The organism is Solicola agrisoli (genome assembly GCF_049059935.1).
GTDB lineage: Bacteria > Actinomycetota > Actinomycetes > Propionibacteriales > Nocardioidaceae > JAURVT01.
Genome location: NZ_JBMGQR010000016.1, coordinates 51,701 through 66,996, shown reverse-complemented (window position 1 = coordinate 66,996; position 15,296 = coordinate 51,701). Strand labels below are relative to the sequence as shown.

Annotated in this window: 18 protein-coding genes; 6 read left to right on the top strand and 12 right to left on the bottom strand. The window is 73.7% G+C overall.

Annotated elements, in window-relative coordinates:
• Positions 1-229 precede the first annotated feature (229 nt).
• Positions 230-667, bottom strand: coding sequence for a VOC family protein (locus ACI6PP_RS08515; RefSeq protein WP_421110785.1), 438 nt, complete (start codon positions 665-667; stop codon positions 230-232).
• A 331-nt stretch (positions 668-998) separates the two neighbouring features.
• Here ACI6PP_RS08515 and ACI6PP_RS08510 point away from each other — a divergent pair, with 331 nt between their 5' ends.
• The 4 genes from ACI6PP_RS08510 (at position 999) to ACI6PP_RS08495 (ending at position 4,452) form a co-directional block, all read left to right on the top strand.
• Positions 999-2,312: a reverse transcriptase family protein gene (locus tag ACI6PP_RS08510; protein WP_421110783.1), complete on the top strand. Its 1,314-nt coding sequence runs from the start codon at positions 999-1,001 to the stop codon at positions 2,310-2,312.
• Between the two features lie 32 nt (positions 2,313-2,344).
• The gene (locus tag ACI6PP_RS08505) at positions 2,345-2,932 is read left to right on the top strand and encodes a DinB family protein (protein WP_421110781.1); all 588 of its coding nucleotides are present in this window, start codon (positions 2,345-2,347) and stop codon (positions 2,930-2,932) included.
• Positions 2,933-2,997: 65 nt separating this feature from the next.
• Positions 2,998-3,225, top strand: coding sequence for an SRPBCC family protein (locus ACI6PP_RS08500; protein WP_421110779.1), 228 nt, complete (start codon positions 2,998-3,000; stop codon positions 3,223-3,225).
• A 54-nt stretch (positions 3,226-3,279) separates the two neighbouring features.
• The gene (locus ACI6PP_RS08495; protein WP_421110778.1) at positions 3,280-4,452 is read left to right on the top strand and encodes a VOC family protein; all 1,173 of its coding nucleotides are present in this window, start codon (positions 3,280-3,282) and stop codon (positions 4,450-4,452) included.
• Positions 4,453-4,477: 25 nt separating this feature from the next.
• Here ACI6PP_RS08495 and ACI6PP_RS08490 read toward each other — a convergent pair whose 3' ends face one another.
• A complete protein-coding gene (locus ACI6PP_RS08490) occupies positions 4,478-4,717 on the bottom strand; it encodes a hypothetical protein (RefSeq protein WP_421110777.1) in 240 nt (79 codons plus the stop codon).
• A 105-nt stretch (positions 4,718-4,822) separates the two neighbouring features.
• On the opposite strand from ACI6PP_RS08490, the gene ACI6PP_RS08485 reads away from it, so the two are divergent.
• Together ACI6PP_RS08485 and ACI6PP_RS08480 are read left to right on the top strand one after the other, a co-directional pair.
• Positions 4,823-5,254, top strand: coding sequence for a methyltransferase domain-containing protein (locus ACI6PP_RS08485; protein ID WP_421110775.1), 432 nt, complete (start codon positions 4,823-4,825; stop codon positions 5,252-5,254).
• Positions 5,255-5,316: 62 nt separating this feature from the next.
• Complete coding sequence (locus ACI6PP_RS08480; RefSeq protein ID WP_421110773.1) at positions 5,317-5,799, top strand: hypothetical protein; 483 nt, start codon at positions 5,317-5,319, stop codon at positions 5,797-5,799.
• Between the two features lie 243 nt (positions 5,800-6,042).
• On the opposite strand, the gene katG is transcribed toward ACI6PP_RS08480, so the two are convergent.
• The 10 genes from katG to ACI6PP_RS08430 all read right to left on the bottom strand — a co-directional run bounded on the left by katG (position 6,043) and on the right by ACI6PP_RS08430 (position 15,293).
• Complete coding sequence (katG, locus tag ACI6PP_RS08475; RefSeq protein ID WP_421110787.1) at positions 6,043-8,244, bottom strand: catalase/peroxidase HPI; 2,202 nt, start codon at positions 8,242-8,244, stop codon at positions 6,043-6,045.
• Positions 8,245-8,276: 32 nt separating this feature from the next.
• Positions 8,277-8,726 carry a Fur family transcriptional regulator gene (locus tag ACI6PP_RS08470; protein ID WP_421110772.1) on the bottom strand — a complete coding sequence of 150 codons (450 nt, stop codon included), beginning with the start codon at positions 8,724-8,726 and terminating at the stop codon, positions 8,277-8,279.
• A gap of 28 nt (positions 8,727-8,754) precedes the next feature.
• The gene (locus tag ACI6PP_RS08465) at positions 8,755-9,387 is read right to left on the bottom strand and encodes a DedA family protein (RefSeq protein ID WP_421110770.1); all 633 of its coding nucleotides are present in this window, start codon (positions 9,385-9,387) and stop codon (positions 8,755-8,757) included.
• Positions 9,384-10,292 carry an undecaprenyl phosphate translocase family protein gene (locus ACI6PP_RS08460; protein ID WP_421110768.1) on the bottom strand — a complete coding sequence of 303 codons (909 nt, stop codon included), beginning with the start codon at positions 10,290-10,292 and terminating at the stop codon, positions 9,384-9,386. The genes ACI6PP_RS08465 and ACI6PP_RS08460 overlap by 4 nt, the downstream gene beginning before the upstream one ends.
• Complete coding sequence (locus ACI6PP_RS08455) at positions 10,285-10,473, bottom strand: twin-arginine translocase TatA/TatE family subunit (RefSeq protein ID WP_421110767.1); 189 nt, start codon at positions 10,471-10,473, stop codon at positions 10,285-10,287. Before ACI6PP_RS08455 ends, ACI6PP_RS08460 begins: the two co-directional genes overlap by 8 nt.
• A gap of 78 nt (positions 10,474-10,551) precedes the next feature.
• Entirely contained in the window at positions 10,552-10,935 is a 384-nt protein-coding gene (locus tag ACI6PP_RS08450; protein WP_421110766.1) for a hypothetical protein, read from the bottom strand.
• 25 nt (positions 10,936-10,960) lie between these two features.
• Positions 10,961-13,003, bottom strand: a complete 2,043-nt coding sequence (gene flhA / locus ACI6PP_RS08445) for a flagellar biosynthesis protein FlhA (RefSeq protein WP_421110764.1) — start codon at positions 13,001-13,003, stop codon at positions 10,961-10,963.
• A gap of 113 nt (positions 13,004-13,116) precedes the next feature.
• Positions 13,117-14,250 (bottom strand): EscU/YscU/HrcU family type III secretion system export apparatus switch protein, encoded by a 1,134-nt coding sequence (locus tag ACI6PP_RS08440; protein ID WP_421110762.1) that lies wholly within the window; start codon positions 14,248-14,250, stop codon positions 13,117-13,119.
• 13 nt (positions 14,251-14,263) lie between these two features.
• A complete protein-coding gene (locus ACI6PP_RS08435; RefSeq protein ID WP_421110760.1) occupies positions 14,264-15,022 on the bottom strand; it encodes a flagellar biosynthetic protein FliR in 759 nt (252 codons plus the stop codon).
• Position 15,023: 1 nt separating this feature from the next.
• Complete coding sequence (locus ACI6PP_RS08430) at positions 15,024-15,293, bottom strand: flagellar biosynthetic protein FliQ (protein WP_421110758.1); 270 nt, start codon at positions 15,291-15,293, stop codon at positions 15,024-15,026.
• Positions 15,294-15,296 lie beyond the last annotated feature (3 nt).

Below are 15,296 nucleotides of genomic sequence, written 5' to 3'. Positions count from 1 at the left end.
GAGCTGCGTCGCGTCGTCGGCCGACAGGCCCGCGTAGACCGTCAGGTCACCGTCGGCCAGGGCGCTCTCGACCGCGGCGAGCACCGCGAAGGCGGGGTGCTCGGTGAGCGGGAGAGCGGTGACCGTCATGGGCTCATTTTACGACAGTCGAACATGTGTTCGCAATAGTGTGGACGTGGAGCGGCTTGAACAAGGTCCGGCGCAGTGGGCGCGATGCGTCGTCCACAGGTCAGCTCGGCTTCAGCTCCTCGGCGAGCATCACGATGATGTCGCTGGGGCCGCGCAGGTAGGTGAGCCGGTAGACGTCCTGGTAGGTGGCCACGCCGCGCAGCGGGTGGCACCCGTGGCGGGCGGCGGTCTCGAGCGCGGCGTCGAGGTCGTCGACCGAGAAGGCCACGCGGTGCATGCCGATCTGGTTGGGCACCGTGGGTGTGGTCTCGACCGCGTCGGGGTGGAGGTACTCGAAGAGCTCGAGACGGCCGTGACCGTCCGGGGTCTGCAGCATGGCGATGTGGGCGTGGTTGCCGTCGAGCCCGACGGCGGTGTCGGTCCACTCGCCGCTGACCGTGTCGCGGCCGAGGACGGTGAGACCGAGGTCGGTGAAGAACGCGATCGCCGCCTCGAGGTCGCGCACGGCGATGCCGACGTTCTCGAGCTTGATGGGCATGCCCGGCACGGTACCGAAGTCGCAGGCCGTCGTCGGCGCGCCCGCAGGACCCGGTTCAGGAGCGTCTCGGTCGTCCTCGAGAGCAGCCTCGCCCCGGCGGTCCGACGGCTAGAGTCTGCGGCGTGCGGCAGCGCTCTCTCGAGACGGTGGACCGGCGCCTGACGTCGATCCGCCTCCCCGGGGCTACCCCGGGGACCACCGGAACGTTCGGGCACTGCACCGCGCGCGACTCGCTGTGCTCCGCTGCAGGTCTTCGCGCGCACGACGGGACAGGTCGAGCAGCGCTGCCGCACCCTTCGTCCGTCCGCGCCGCCACCGGGGCGCCGGCCCGGTGAGGGACGACCTCGCGCGGGCGCTCGCGTCCGGCTACCTCGCGGGCGAGTGGTCGCGGGACGGTCTGGTCGACAGCGGTGCGGCGGTCCTGGGGCGACGTCCGCGGTGGCTCACCAAGCTCGCGAAGCAGACGCTCGAGCTCTACCCGCGCGCCCCGCACGACCGACCGCGCGAGCTGGCCGCCGTCGTCGCGACGCGGCCGGCGGCGGCCAAGGCCGGTGCCCGCACGTCCCCGGTCGCGCAGCCGGTGGCCGCCACCCGGATGCTGGCGAACCGCTGGCGGCTGCCGGTGGTCGACGACCTCGACGGGCTCGCCCGGTTGCTCGGGGTCACCGCGCCGGAGCTCGAGTGGTTCGCCGACCCCCGCCGCCTCGCGCGCACGGCGACCGACGTGCCCCTCCAGCACTACCGCGTCAGCCACCGCGTCGCGCCCAGCGGTGCGATCCGGGTGCTCGAGGCGCCCAAGCACCGGCTCAAGGTCGTCCAGCGGCAGCTCCTCGACGAGGTCGTGGGCCTGATCCCGCCCCACGACGCCGCCCGCGGATTCCGTCCCGGCGGCTCGGTGCGGTCCTACGCGGCGCCGCACGCGCGGCAGGCCGTCGTCGTCCGCCTCGACCTCGAGGCGTTCTTCGCGAGCGTCACCGTGTCGCGGGTCTTCGGCATCTGGCGGTCGGCCGGCTACCCCGAGCCGGTCGCGCACCGCCTGGCGGGCCTGGTCACCACCGTGCTGCCGCGCTCGGCGTGGCGGGGCGTGCCGCGGCCCGCGGACGAGGGGCTGCTCGACGCCCACTGGCGCCTGGGACGACGGCTCGCCGCGCCCCACCTGCCGCAGGGCGCGCCGACCTCCCCGGCCGTGGCCAACCTCGCGGCGTTCGGGCTCGACGTCCGGCTCGCGGCGCTCGCGCGGTCGTGGGGTGGGCGGTACACCCGCTACGCCGACGACCTCGCCTTCTCCGGCGAGACGGGCTGGGGGAGGGGGACGTCCCGGCTGCTCGACGCGATCGAGCAGGTCGTGCGCGACGAGGGCTTCCGGCTGAACACGCGCAAGACCGGTGTGATGCCGCACGCCGGGCGCCAGACGCTCGGCGGCCTGGTGGTCAACGACCGTCCCCGGGTCTCGCGCGCCGAGGTCGACCGGCTGCGCGCGATCCTGTTCAACTGCCGCAGGCACGGGCCGAGCACCCAGAACCGTGACGACGTGTCCGCGTTCGAGCAGCACCTGCGCGGACGGATCGCTTGGATCGCGCAGCACGACCCCGTCCGTGGCGCCCGGCTCCTGGCCGCGCACGACGCAGTCGACTGGAGCCGGTGACACCGTCGGACGCCGGTGGCAGAGTGCCGCGCATGAGCGACCAGCCCGCTGCCGACCCGAGCCTGGCCGAGTCCGGCCTGACCGAGGACGCCTACTCGCCCGTCTGGGAGGACGACGACCGCCCACGCATCCCACGGGTGGCGGCCGAGCGGGAGGCGCTGGCGGCGACGCTCGACCACTTCCGGGCGACGGTCGACCTGAAGTGCCGCGGCCTCACGCCCGAGCAGGCCCGGTCGCGGCCCATGGCGCCGTCCACGATGTCGGTCCACGGCCTGGTCCGGCACCTCGCCGGCGTCGAGCGCTGGTGGTTCCAGCAGAACTTCGAGCGCCGCGACGTGCCCCACCTCTTCTTCACCGCCGAGCAGCCCGACCTCGACTTCGAGCCGCCCGCCGACTCCGACGTCACCGCCGACCTGGAGGCCTGGCGCGCGGAGTGCGAGGTGTCCCGCGCGATCGTCGCCGCCCACGACCTCGACGACACCGCGCGACCGCTCGACTGGGACCCCGGCGAGGTCGTCGACCTGCGCTGGGTGGTGCTCCGGCTGATCACCGAGTACGCCCGGCACTGCGGTCACCTCGACCTGCTCCGTGAGGGGATCGACGGGCGCGTGGGCACGTGAGCCCGGCGGGTGCGAACGGGCGACCGGTGCCGCCGACGGTCAGTAGTGGCACCGAGGACGAGAGCGTGAGCGCGGCGACCACCATCGAGGCCGCGGCCGACGACGTCTTCGCGGTCCTGGCCGACCCCTCGCGGCACGCCGGGATCGACGGCACCGGATGGGTGACCCTCACCGACGACTGGTCGGCGGTGGGGCCCGGACCGCGCGCGTACCTGACGCTCCCCGTGTTCCCCGACGGTCACCTCGAGCGCTCCCTGGACCACCTCGCGCAGATGCTCACCTCGCCCCGCTGAGGGGTCGACGTCGACGCCGTGGAGATCGTCGGCGGTGCGACCTACGGTGCCAGCATGACGGAGATGGGCACGGACTGGCGATGGGTGGACGGCGTCGCGACGGCGTGGTTCGGTGCGGCGTCCCTGGGGGAGGGCGTCGCGCTGGCGGGTCGCTCCCTCGACGCGTCACCCGGCATCGCGGTGGACCTACGGCCGGCGGGTCTGCGCGTGCGTCTCGACTCCGGCGAGCACGCCCGGGCCGTGTCGGTGGCGGCCCGCGGCCTCGGGCTCGTCGCGGACACCTCGGTGCTGCAGCACCCGAGCGTCGTGCTCGAGACCCCCGACCCGGCAGGGCTGCGACGGTTCTGGCAGCCCGTCCTCGGCTACGCGTCGACGCAGGACGGTCGACTGGCCGACCCCCTGCGGCGCGACCCCGACCTGCAGGTCCGGGAGTCGGCCGAGCGCCGACCGCTCCGGAACCGCATCCACCTCGACGTGGTGCGACCGGCCCCGGTGGTCGAGCAGGTGGGCCTGGGCGAGGGATCGGGGCCCTACGGCCTGTGTCACGCCGACCCCGACGGCAACGAGGTCGACCTGGTGCCGGGCGACGCGCACGGCGACGAGAGCACGGCGGACTGGCAGACGGTGTTCGGCGCGGTTGCCTGCTACCGCACCAGGACGACGGCGCAGCAGCTCGCTCTCGCTGCCGCAGCGGCGGCACGGGCCGACGACGCGGGCTTCCCGCTGCTGGTCGACCTTCGTCCCGGGCTGGTCGTCCTCGACACCGGCAAGGACCGGTCGGACGCCGACGCCCACGGCCTCGACCTCGACTTCACCGGCCTCGCCGCGGAGATCCAGTCGGCGGCCAGGGAGCTCGGGGCCGTCGCGGACACCGGGCTGCCGCGCCTGGTGCAGGTCTTCCTCGACGCCGCCGACGTCGACGTTGTCCGCGCGTTCTGGCTCGCCGCGCTCGGGTACGTGCCCGACCGGCGCCCGGGGCTCCGCGACGTCGTCGACCCGCGGCGGCTGGGCCCGGTCCTGGTGTTCCAGGAGCTCGACGCCGCCGACGACGGACGCCGGCTTCAGCGCAACCGCGTCCACGTCGAGCTCGCGGTGCCGTCCGACCTCGCACAGGCTCGCGTCGCCACGGCCGTGGCCGCCGGTGGACGGCTCGCAGACGAGGTGGACGGTCGGTGGCGGGTCGCCGACCCCCAGGGCAACGAGCTGGTGGTCGTCGCCGCCGGATGAACGGGTCCGTGGCCGGCCCGGACGCTCAGCCGCGCCGCGACCTCACCCGGGCGACGAGCGTGAACACCAGCCACAGGACGGCGAACACCGCCAGCAGGAACACTCCCGCCACCACGGTCTCCGGCGGCTGCACCGACAGGGGCGCGGGCTCATCCGCGCCGGCGTCCGTCGAGCCGCCGGGGAGGACGAGGAGCAGGGTCTGCACGACGAGCAGCACGGCGACGACCGCCGCGGCGGCCTGCCAGGGCCTGAGACGTGCGAGCACGTGATGCCGATCGTGGTCCGGGACCAGGAGGTGCCTCCTGCGGGCACCAGGCTAGCCCGTCGTCGTGCGTCCGGGTGGGCGTTCGGCCGAGGCAGGATGGGGAAGATGAGCACCCTGTCGCCGCGACTGCAGGCCGTCGTCGACGCGCTCCCGCTCCGTCCCGGCATGCGTGTGCTGGAGGTCGGCGGGGGACCGGGCGCCGCTGCCCGGGCCGTCGCGCGGCGGGTCGGTGACGGCCACGTGCTGATGATCAACCGCTCGGACCGGAGCGTCGCGCTGGCGAAGGCCCACGCCGCCGCCGAGATCGGCGCGGGCACCATGAGCGTCCGCCGGGTGGCCGTCGAGGACTTCGTGCTCGGGCCGGACGAGCAGCCCTACGACCTCGCGTTCGCCGTCCGCGTCGGTGCCCTCGACGGCCGGCACCCGCGCCTCGGGGAGGTGGCGCTGCGCCGACTCGCCGACGCGCTCGTGGCGCCGGGCCTCCTGCTCGTCGATGGCGGCGACCCGCTGCGCGCGGTGCCACTGCCCTCCCGGTGACCCGACCCGGTCGACCCGAGTCGCTCGCCACGTGGGGACGGCGTGCGGGCACGATGGTGGGCATGGAACGCATCTGGACCTTCGGCGGTGCGGCCGTCACCGTGACGCTCGTCGACTTCGCCGACCCGGCGCTCGCCGGGGAGCCGGACGTCCGCGAGCGAGGCGTGCGCGTCGAGGTGCGGCCCGCACGCTGGTCCGCGACGGGGTCGATCTACTCCTCGCCGTCCCTCGTGCTCGAACCGGCGGTCGTGCGCGTCGACCTGCTCGAGTCGGCTCCGCACGCCGCCGACCGCATGCACTGGCACCCGCAGATGGCCGGCGGCGAGCCGGGCGACCGCGAGTTCGACCCCACCATGGTCGACGACCCCGCGGGGTGGGTGCGGCGGTTCCTCGCCGAACTCGACGACCGGGTCGGCTCCGACGACGCCGCGGCGATCGCCGCGGAGGCCGGGTCCGTCGTCGCGGAGGTCGAGCGACTGCTCGCGCTGGCCCGCGAGCCGTGGCCCGACGTGGTCCACGACGAGCGCGGACTCGTCGCCGGCTGACCTCCGGGGCCCTCCGAGCCGCTGCGCGAGCCGGGCACCAGGTCGGCGACGACCTCGTCCGGCTCGCCGAGTGGCGCAGAACCCGTCCCGAGTGGCGCAGATTCGGGGTGTCCACCGCGTGTCGACCCCGAATTTGCGCCACTCGGCGTGCCGGGCGCGGGGCGGGGAGGGGAGGGGGCTGGACGTGGGGACGCCCGGGCCGGCCCACGAGGGGCCGGCCCGGGCGTCGGGGTGCGGTGAGGGTCAGACCAGGTCGTAGCGGTCGGCCATCATCACCTTGTCCCAGGCGCGGACGAAGTCGCGCACGAACTTCTCCTCGGCGTCGTCGCTGGCGTACACCTCGGCGACGGCGCGCAGCTCGGAGTTCGAGCCGAACACGAGGTCGTTGCGGGTGCCGGTCCAGACGACCTCGTCGCTGCCGGCGCGGCGGGCCTCGAAGGAGTCGCGGTCGTCGCCGACCTGGCTCCACTCGAGGTCCATCGCGAGCAGGTTGCGGAAGAAGTCGTTGCTCAGCGACCCGACCCGGTCGGTCAGGACGCCGGCGGTCGAACCGCCGGTGTTGGCGCCGAGCACGCGCAGGCCGCCGACGAGGACCGTCATCTCCGGCGCGCTGAGGCCGAGCAGGTTCGCGCGGTCGACGAGCAGGAACTCGGCCGGCAGCGGCTGGCCCTTGCCGACGAAGTTGCGGAAGCCGTCGGACTGCGGCTCGAGCCAGTGGAACGACTCGACCTCGGTCTGCTCCTGCGTGGCGTCCGTGCGGCCCGGGGTGAACGGGACCGTGACGGGGTGGCCGGCGTCGGCGGCGGCCTTCTCCACGCCGGCGGCGCCCGCGAGGACGATCACGTCGGCGAGCGAGATCTTCTTCCCGCCGGTGGCCGACGCGTTGAAGTCGGCCTGGACGCGCTCGAGGGTGCGCAGCGCGGTGGCGAGCTCGTCGGGGTCGTTGACGGCCCAGCCGTTCTGCGGCTCGAGGCGGAGACGGGCACCGTTGGCGCCGCCTCGCTTGTCGCTGACCCGGAAGCTCGAGGCCGCGGCCCATGCGGTCGCGACCAGGCGCGAGGTCGACAGACCCGAGTCCAGGATCGTGGCCTTGAGCGCGGCGACGTCGTCGTCGGAGACCAGCTCGTGGTCGACGGCCGGGACGCGGTCCTGCCAGAGCAGCTCCTCGGCCGGCACCTCGGCGCCGAGGTAGCGCTGGATCGGGCCCATGTCGCGGTGCGTGAGCTTGAACCAGGCGCGCGCGAACGCGTCGGCGAACTCGTCGGGGTTGGCCAGGAAGCGGCGGCCGATCGCCTCGTAGGTCGGGTCGACCTTGAGCGCGACGTCGGACGTCAGCATCGTCGGCGGGCGCGAGAGCGAGCCGTCGGCCGGGTCGGGGACGGTGTTCGCCGCCGCGCCGCCCTCGGGCTGCCACTGGTACGCGCCGCCGGGGCTCTTGGTGAGCTCCCACTCCAGGCCGTACAGGTTCTCCAGGTACTTCATGCTCCACGTGGTGGGCGTGGAGGTCCAGGTGACCTCGATGCCGCTGGTGATCGCGTCGCGGCCCTTGCCGGTGCCGAAGGTGCTGCGCCAGCCCAGGCCCTGCTCGGTGATGTCCGCACCCTCGGGCTCGGGGCCGACGTGCGGCTCGGGGTCGCCCGCACCGTGCGTCTTGCCGAAGGTGTGGCCACCGGCGATGAGGGCGAAGGTCTCCTCGTCGTTCATCGCCATCCGGCCGAACGTCTCGCGGATGTCGCGCGCCGAGGCCATCGGGTCGGGGTTGCCGTTGGGGCCCTCGGGGTTGACGTAGATCAGGCCCATCTGGACCGCGGCGAGGGGACCGGTGAGCTTGTGCTCGTCGTCGTAGCGCTCGTCGCCGAGCCAGACGGTCTCGGGGCCCCAGTACACGTCCTCGTCGGGCTCCCAGCCGTCGACGCGGCCGCCGGCGAAGCCGAACGTCGGCAGGCCCATGTCCTCGAGCGCGACGTTGCCGGTGAAGACGATCAGGTCGGCCCACGACAGGCGGCGTCCGTACTTGGCCTTGATGGGCCAGAGCAGGCGGCGTGCCTTGTCGAGGTTGGCGTTGTCGGGCCAGCTGTTCAGGGGGGCGAAGCGCTGCATGCCGGCGCCGGCGCCGCCGCGGCCGTCGGCCACGCGGTAGGTGCCCGCGCTGTGCCACGCCATGCGGATGAAGAACGGGCCGTAGTGGCCGTAGTCGGCGGGCCAGAAGTCCTGCGACGTCGTCATGACCTCGGTGACGTCGCGGCGGAGGTCGTCGAGGTCGACGGTCTGGAACTCGGCGGCGTAGTCGAAGTCTTCGTCGAGGGGGTCCGACGACGGGTGGTTCTTGCGGAGGATCTTGACGTTGAGCGTCTCGGGCCACCAGCGCTCGTTGCTCGAGCCCTCGGTGGGGTGGCTCATCCGCCCGTGCGCGACGGGACAGCCGCCCGCGGCCTCGGTGTTCATCTCGGCTTCGCGGGTCTCGTGGCTCTGGTCGGTCACCGGACTTCCTCTCTGCTGGTGGGTGTGGTCGTGGAGCACGCCTGGCAGGTGCCCCAGAAGATCACCTCGGCCTCGTCGATGACGAAGCCGTGGTCGTCGGAGGGGGCCAGGCACGGGGCCTGGCCGGTGGTGCAGTCGACGTCGGCGACGACGCCGCACGAGCGGCACACCACGTGGTGGTGGTTGTCGCCGGTACGCGCCTCGTAGCGCGCCACCGAGCCCGCCGGCTGGATGCGTCGCACCAGCCCGGCCCCGGTGAGGGCGTGCAGCGCGTCGTAGACCGTCTGGTGCGAGACGTCGGCCATCTCGGACCGGACGGCGCGCAGCACGGTGTCGGTGTCGGCGTGCGGCAGGGTCTGCACGGCCGCGAGCACCGCCACCCGCTGACGGGTGACGCGCAGCGCCGCCCCGCGCAGGGCGGTGTGGATCTCGGCGGTGGTCTGCACGCCCACGACTCTGCCCTCCAAACTGGAACTAGTCAAGAATAGGTCGCCGTCGGTGCCAGACCCAGGCGCCGGCCAGCACGGCCACGACGACGACGGCGCTGCCGGTGCCGAACAGCCGCAGGTTCGCCTCGACGGTCTCGAGCGACGACCCGGCGAGGTAGCCGACCACCGACACCGACCCGGCCCAGACCGTGCCGCCGACGAGGTTGGCGACGGTGAAGACGCGTCGCGGCATGTGGCTCATCCCGGCGACGCCGGGCACGAGCGCACGCAGCGCGGACACCCACCGTCCCAGGACGACGGCCATCGCCCCGCGGCGCCGGACGAACGCGAGCGCACGGTCGACCGCGTCCGTGCGGTGCCGCAGCACGGGGGTGCGCGAGACGACGGCGCGCCCCCAGCGTCGTCCGACCAGGTAGCCCGCCTGGTCGCCGATCACGGCGCCCGACACCGCGGCCACCACGACGGCCCACAGGGGCAGGTCGCCGGCACCGGCCGTGACGCCGCCGACCAGGACGGCGGTCTCCCCGGGGATCACCAGCCCGACGAACAGCGCGGCCTCCACGAGCGGCAGCACGAAGACCACCGTGAGCACCACCCAGGCGGGCACCGACGTCAGGACGTCGGTGATCGTCTCGGCGACGCCGGCGTCGACGGTCACCGCGCGGCTCCGTCGGCCGCGTGGGGCGTGCGGGGGAGGCCCCGCGTCAGCAGGACCACCAGGACCACGCCGGCCGTCGCGGCCACCCAGGGGGCCACGGACGTCGGCGGGCCGAGCACGGTGTCCTGGGTGCCGTGGGGCCAGGGCCACAGCACCCGGGTCGACCCCAGCATCAGCCCGACGAGGACGGCCAGCACGACGTCGTGGTGGCGGTGCAGCAGGCGCAGGACCAACCCGGCGAACACCGCGCCCCCGACGACGACGCCCGCGGCGAGCGGGCCCAGCACGGACAGGTCGCGCTCGGCCAGGGCGGTGAGGACGTCGGCGTAGAGGCCGACGGCCACGAGCACGAGCGACCCGCTGACGCCCGGCAGCAGCGCGGCGCACGCGGCCAGGGCGCCGCCCGCGGTGAGCCACCACCACGAGACCGGTGCGCCGGACGACGGCGCCGCGACCCCGAGCAGCACGAACAGCGCGGCGGCCGCCGCGACGGCGAGCAGCAGGTGCAGCGGGTCGTGCCCGCCCACCTGTCGCCACACCAGCAGGGACGCGGCGAGCACGAAGCCGAGGAACAGCCCGGCCATCGGCTGCGGGTGGCCGGCGAGCAGCGAGCGCAGCAGCGGGACGACGAGCAGCACCGCGGCGACCGCGCCGGCGGCGACCGTCGCGAGCCACGCCCACGGCACCGCCGCCCACCGGTGCCCTGCCTCGCCGGGCCGACCGCGGACGAGCAGCCCGGCGCCGCCGCCGAGGTCGCCCGCGGCCTGCAGCAGCCGGTCGTAGGAGCCCAGGACCAGGGCGACGGTGGCGGCCGAGACGCCGGGCACGGCCTCGACCGCGCCCATCGCGAACCCGCGCCCCAGGGTCGCGGTGACGCCGCGCGCCGACGCGGCGCGGTCAGCCACGGCCCGGTCCCTCCTGGTCGTCGGAGGGACGGCGGTCGTCGCCGAGGCCGTCGATCTCGGTCGTGAAGATGCGCAGGGCGCGGCCGGAGCCGCGGGCGAGGTCGGGAAGTCGCTTGGCGCCGAACAGGAGCGTGGCGACGAGGAGGATCAGCAGGAGCTCGGTGGGTCCGATGCGGCCCATGGGTGGGTCCTTCCGGTGGGGTGCGTGAGGGCGCGGGCATGCGGCACCGCGGGCACGACCCCGGGGAGGAGGTCGTGCTCAGGCGGTGCGGGCGACCGGTGGCGCCCTGCTGCCCGAGTGGGCGGGCCCGTCCCACGGCGCCGGGGGAGGCGCCCACGTCCACGGGGAGGGACGCGGCGCGGCGACCGCGGGCACGACGTCGAGCCGGCCGGCGGCCACGTCCGCGACGTCGGTGCCCGGCGCCCGCAGGCACTGCTGGTGGGCCGTGCTCGACACGACGGTCGAGACCTCGTGGTCGTCGGAGCCGCCGAGCGCGCACGGGGCGACGGCGTCCGACGCGCTGGTGGCCGCGACGTGGGCCGAGACGTCGCCGCGCGGAGCGCCCCCGACCAGGAGCAGGGCCACGGCCAGGAGCAGGAGGGTCCGCTGCAGCGCGGCTGGGACCCACGCGCCGACCGACATCGGCTCCACCCTAGGCGGACGTCGGTCAGGCACCCACCGCGGCGGTGCCCTGCAGGACGCCCACCGAGTCGATCTGCTGGGCCGTCGACAGCTCGGTGTACGACAGCACGGGCGTGGTGGCCGAGGCCTGGGTGAGCAGTCGCTGCACCGCCGACCTCAGCTGGGGGGCGCAGGCGAGCACGGGGGTGCGGTCGGCCTGCTCGGCGTCGTGGGTGAAGCGGGCGAGCTGGGTCAGCACCAGGTGGGCGACGTCGGGGTCGAGGGCCAGCGCGCCGCCGTCTTCGTTGAGGTGCAGCGAGCGGAGCATCTGCTGCTCGAGCGCGGGGTCGAAGCTGATCACGTGGACGGTGCCGTCGGCCGCGTACGGCTGCAGCAGGGCCGGCCCGAGGGCCTCGCGGGCGCTGAGCACCAGCCCGTCGACGTCCTTGCTGACCGACGCGCGCAGCGAGAGCGCCTCGAAGATGCGGGCGAGGTCGCGGATGGAGACGCCCTCGGCGAGCAGGCGCTGCAGGACGCGCTGCACCTCGCCCAGGGTCATCTGTGCCGGGGTCAGCTCCTCGACGACGGTGGGGTGCGTCCGGCGCAGGGACTCCGACAGCATCCGGGTCTCCTCGCGTCCGAGCAGGCGGGCCGCGTTGCGACGGACGACGTCCGCGAGGTGGGTGGTGACCACCGACGCGCGGTCGACGACGGTGGCGCCGGCGATCTCGGCCTGGCTGCGCAGCTCGGCGGGGATCCACACGGCGTCGAGACCGAAGACGGGCTCGACCGTGCGCTCCCCGGGGAGCATGGCGAGGTTGTCGCCGATCGCGAGCACGGTGCCCGGAGGGGCCGTGCCGCGGGCCACCTCGACGCCGAACAGGCGGATCGCGTACGTCCGCAGCGGCAGGTCGAGGTTGTCGCGGGTGCGGACGGGCGGGACGACGACGCCGATCTCCTCGGCGACCTTGCGGCGCAGCGACTTGACCCGGGCCAGCAGGTCGCCGCCGACCGAGCTGTCGACGAGGTCGACGAGGTCGGCCGACAGCTCGAGCTCGAGCGGGTCGACCTGGATGTCCTCGAGGAGCGCCTCGATGCTGTCGGGCTCGCGGGCCGGTGCCTCGAGCTCCAGCGCGTCCTCGGCCGGGGTGCTCTCGCCGGTGGGCCGGAAGCCCAGGAACAGGAAGATCGCGCCGACCACCAGGAAGGGCATCTTCGGCATGCCCGGGATGACGCACAGCGCGATCGCGGCGAACCCGGCGATGCGCAGCGGCTGGCTGGTGCGGGTGAGCTGGGCGGCGATGTCGGTGCCCATGTCGTCCTGCGACGCGGCGCGGGTGACGATCAGGCCGGTGGCGACCGACAGCAGCAGCGCCGGGATCTGCGAGACGAGGCCGTCGCCGACCGTGAGCAGGCTGTAGGTCTGCACGGCGTCGCCCATCGACATGCCGTTCTGCATCACGCCCACCGCGAACCCGCCGAGCAGGTTCACCAGGGTGATGATGACGGCCGCGATGGCGTCGCCCTTGACGAACTTGGAGGCGCCGTCCATCGCGCCGTAGAAGTCGGCCTCCTCGGAGACCTCGGCGCGCCGGCGGCGGGCCTCGTCCTCGTCGATCAGGCCGGAGTTCAGGTCGGCGTCGATGGCCATCTGCTTGCCGGGCATGGCGTCGAGCTTGAAGCGGGCGCCGACCTCGGCGACGCGTCCGGCGCCGTTGGTGATGACGACGAACTGGATGACCACCAGGATCGCGAACACGATGATGCCGACGATGAGCGAGCCGCCGACCACGAAGTGGCCGAAGGTCTCGATGACCTTGCCCGCGTAGCCGTCGAGCAGGACCAGGCGGGTGGCGCTGATGTTGAGCGCGAGGCGGAACAGCGTCGCGATGAGCAGGACGGCGGGGAACGCGGAGAACTCGAGCGGCTTGCGGACCGACATCGCGGTCATCAGGATCAGCACGCCCGCGGTGATGTTGGCGGCGATCAGCAGGTCGAGCAGCAGCGGCGGCAGCGGGACGACCAGCATGACGATGATCGCGACGACGCCGACGGGCACGCCGAGCTTGGCGAGACGCTTGTTGCGCACGGGTGGTGCCTCCGGGGTTGGCGAGCTGTCACACCGTCCGTGGTGCGGGTCGCCGTCCTGGCGACGCTCTGATCGGCCGCCCGGGGGGCGACCTGAGGATTTCGGCGAGCCGCCTACGCGGCGGTCTCGACGGTGCGGCGACGGCGTCCGGCGCGGGGCACCTCGGGCAGGTCGAGCTCGTGGCGCGGGCTGCGGTGACGTCCGCCCGACGAGCCGCGGCTGCGTCGGTTGACCACGAACGCGAGCACCTGGGCGACCGCCGCGTAGAGCTCCGGCGGCACCTCGTGCCCCACCTCGCACGCCGTGTGCAGGGCACGCGCCAGCGGCACGTCCTCGACCATCGCGACGTTGGCCTCGGCGGCGCGCTCGCGGATGCGAGCCGCGACCACGCCGGCGCCCTTGGCGACCACGCGCGGTGCGCCCTTCTCGCTCTCGTACCGCAGCGCCACGGCGACGTGCGTCGGGTTCACGAGGACGACGTCGGCGGTGGCGACGTCGGCCATCTGGCGGTTGCGCGACGCCGCGTGCTGACGCGAGCGCATCGCGTGCTTGACCAGGGGGTCGCCCTCGGACTGCTTGTGCTCGTCGCGCACCTCCTTGAGCGTCATCTTGTTCTGCTTGCCCATCTTGCGGCGCTGCACGGCGTAGTCGATCGCGCCCGCGAGGAGCCCGGCGATCGCGACGTCGCGCAGCAGACGGGTGGCCTCCTGGGCGACGATCTCGATCGCCACCTGCAGGGGCACCAGCCCGCGGACGAGCGGCATCAGCTCGTGCACGGAGCGCCAGACGAGCAGGGCCACGACCGTGCTCTTGAGCAGCGTCTTGGCGCCCTCCCACAGCGCGTGCGGCCCGAAGATCCGCTTGGCGCCCTCGAGCGGGTTCATCCGCGACCACTTCGGCTTGGACGCCTTGGTGGCCAGGTGGATGCCGCCCTGCGCGGCCGCGAGCGCGACGGCGACCGCGAGGACCGCGGCGCCCAGCGCCACCGACCCGACGAGCGCGACGATCCCGCCCTCGCGCAGCAGGGCGAGGGCCTGCTCGCTGTCGGCGTCGACGGCGATCGACGTCGACCGCATCATCAGCTCGCGCGTGTGGGTGGTGCCCCACGACACCAGCTGGTGCAGCACGAACGCCACGACCAGCACCGACGCCCAGCCGCCGAGCTCCGGCGTCCGCGGGACCCGTCCCTCCTTGCGGCTCTCCTTGATCTTCTTCTCGGTGGGAGCCTCTGTCTTCTCCTCCTTCACCGGCGCCTCCTCCTCACGTCAGGGCCCACATGGCCTCGAGGGCCATGTCCTTGAGGTTGGCCAGCGCCTCGGGGAAGACGGTGAACGAGAAGCCGACGACGACGAGCGTCAGGCCGATCTTGGCCGGGAACATGATGCCGATGGCGTTCAGCTGCGGCGCGACCTTGGTGAGCAGCGCCAGGCCGAGGTCGGCGACGAACAGCACGCCCATGATCGGGAGCGCGATCTGCACCGCGCAGGTGATGAACGCCCCGAACGCGCCGAGCATGATCTGCGACAGGTTGGACACGTCGATGCCCATCCCGACCGGCAGTCGGTCGAACGTCTTGAGCAGCCCGGCCATCACCCACAGGTGCAGCCCCGTCGTGAACAGCAGGGTGGTGGCGAGCATCTGGTAGAACCGGCCGAACACCGAGTTCATCTGGAACGACAGCGGGTCGTAGGCGGCGGCGAGGCTGAACCCGCCGAAGACGTCGATCAGGTCGCCGGCGGCCTGCACCGCGGCGAACACCAGGTAGGTCACGAAGCCGAGCGAGGCGCCGACGAGCACCTCCTGGGCCACCTGCACCGCGAGCTCGAGGGTGCCGGTCGGCACCGTGGGCAGCTCGGTGGACGGCACGACGACGAACGACAGCGCGAGGGCGAGCAGCACCTTGGCCTGGGTGGGGAACGAGCGCGACGCGTACGGCGGCACGAGCACCAGCCAGGCGACGATCCGCACCGACGCGAGGACGTAGGCGACGAGCGGCGCGCCCTCGACGGTCAGTCCCACGTCAGCCCAGGATCCCGGGGATGCGCTCGAACAGGTCCTGGGTGAACGTGATCAGCGTGTGCAGCATCCAGTTGCCGCAGAACAGCAGGCTCACGCCGACGCCGATCAGCTTGGGCACGAAGGCCAGCGTGAACTCCTGGATCTGGGTCATCGACTGGACGAGCGAGATGACGAAGCCGATGATCAGGGCCGGCAGCAGGATGGGCAGGCAGAGCTTGAGCGCGACGGTCATGCTGAGCATCGCGATCTCGATGACGGCGGTGTCGGTCACGGT

Excerpts from the sequence above, each read along its gene's own strand:
- ACI6PP_RS08480 (WP_421110773.1), top strand. The coding sequence starts at position 5,317 with ATGGAACGCATCTGGACCTTCGGCGGTGCGGCCGTCACCGTGACGCTC.
- ACI6PP_RS08450 (WP_421110766.1), bottom strand. The coding sequence starts at position 10,935 with ATGTCGGTCGGCGCGTGGGTCCCAGCCGCGCTGCAGCGGACCCTCCTG.
- katG (WP_421110787.1), bottom strand. The coding sequence starts at position 8,244 with ATGAACACCGAGGCCGCGGGCGGCTGTCCCGTCGCGCACGGGCGGATG.
- ACI6PP_RS08495 (WP_421110778.1), top strand. The coding sequence starts at position 3,280 with ATGACGGAGATGGGCACGGACTGGCGATGGGTGGACGGCGTCGCGACG.
- ACI6PP_RS08505 (WP_421110781.1), top strand. The coding sequence starts at position 2,345 with ATGAGCGACCAGCCCGCTGCCGACCCGAGCCTGGCCGAGTCCGGCCTG.
- ACI6PP_RS08515 (WP_421110785.1), bottom strand. The coding sequence starts at position 667 with ATGCCCATCAAGCTCGAGAACGTCGGCATCGCCGTGCGCGACCTCGAG.
- ACI6PP_RS08455 (WP_421110767.1), bottom strand. The coding sequence starts at position 10,473 with ATGGGCCGCATCGGACCCACCGAGCTCCTGCTGATCCTCCTCGTCGCC.
- ACI6PP_RS08485 (WP_421110775.1), top strand. The coding sequence starts at position 4,823 with ATGAGCACCCTGTCGCCGCGACTGCAGGCCGTCGTCGACGCGCTCCCG.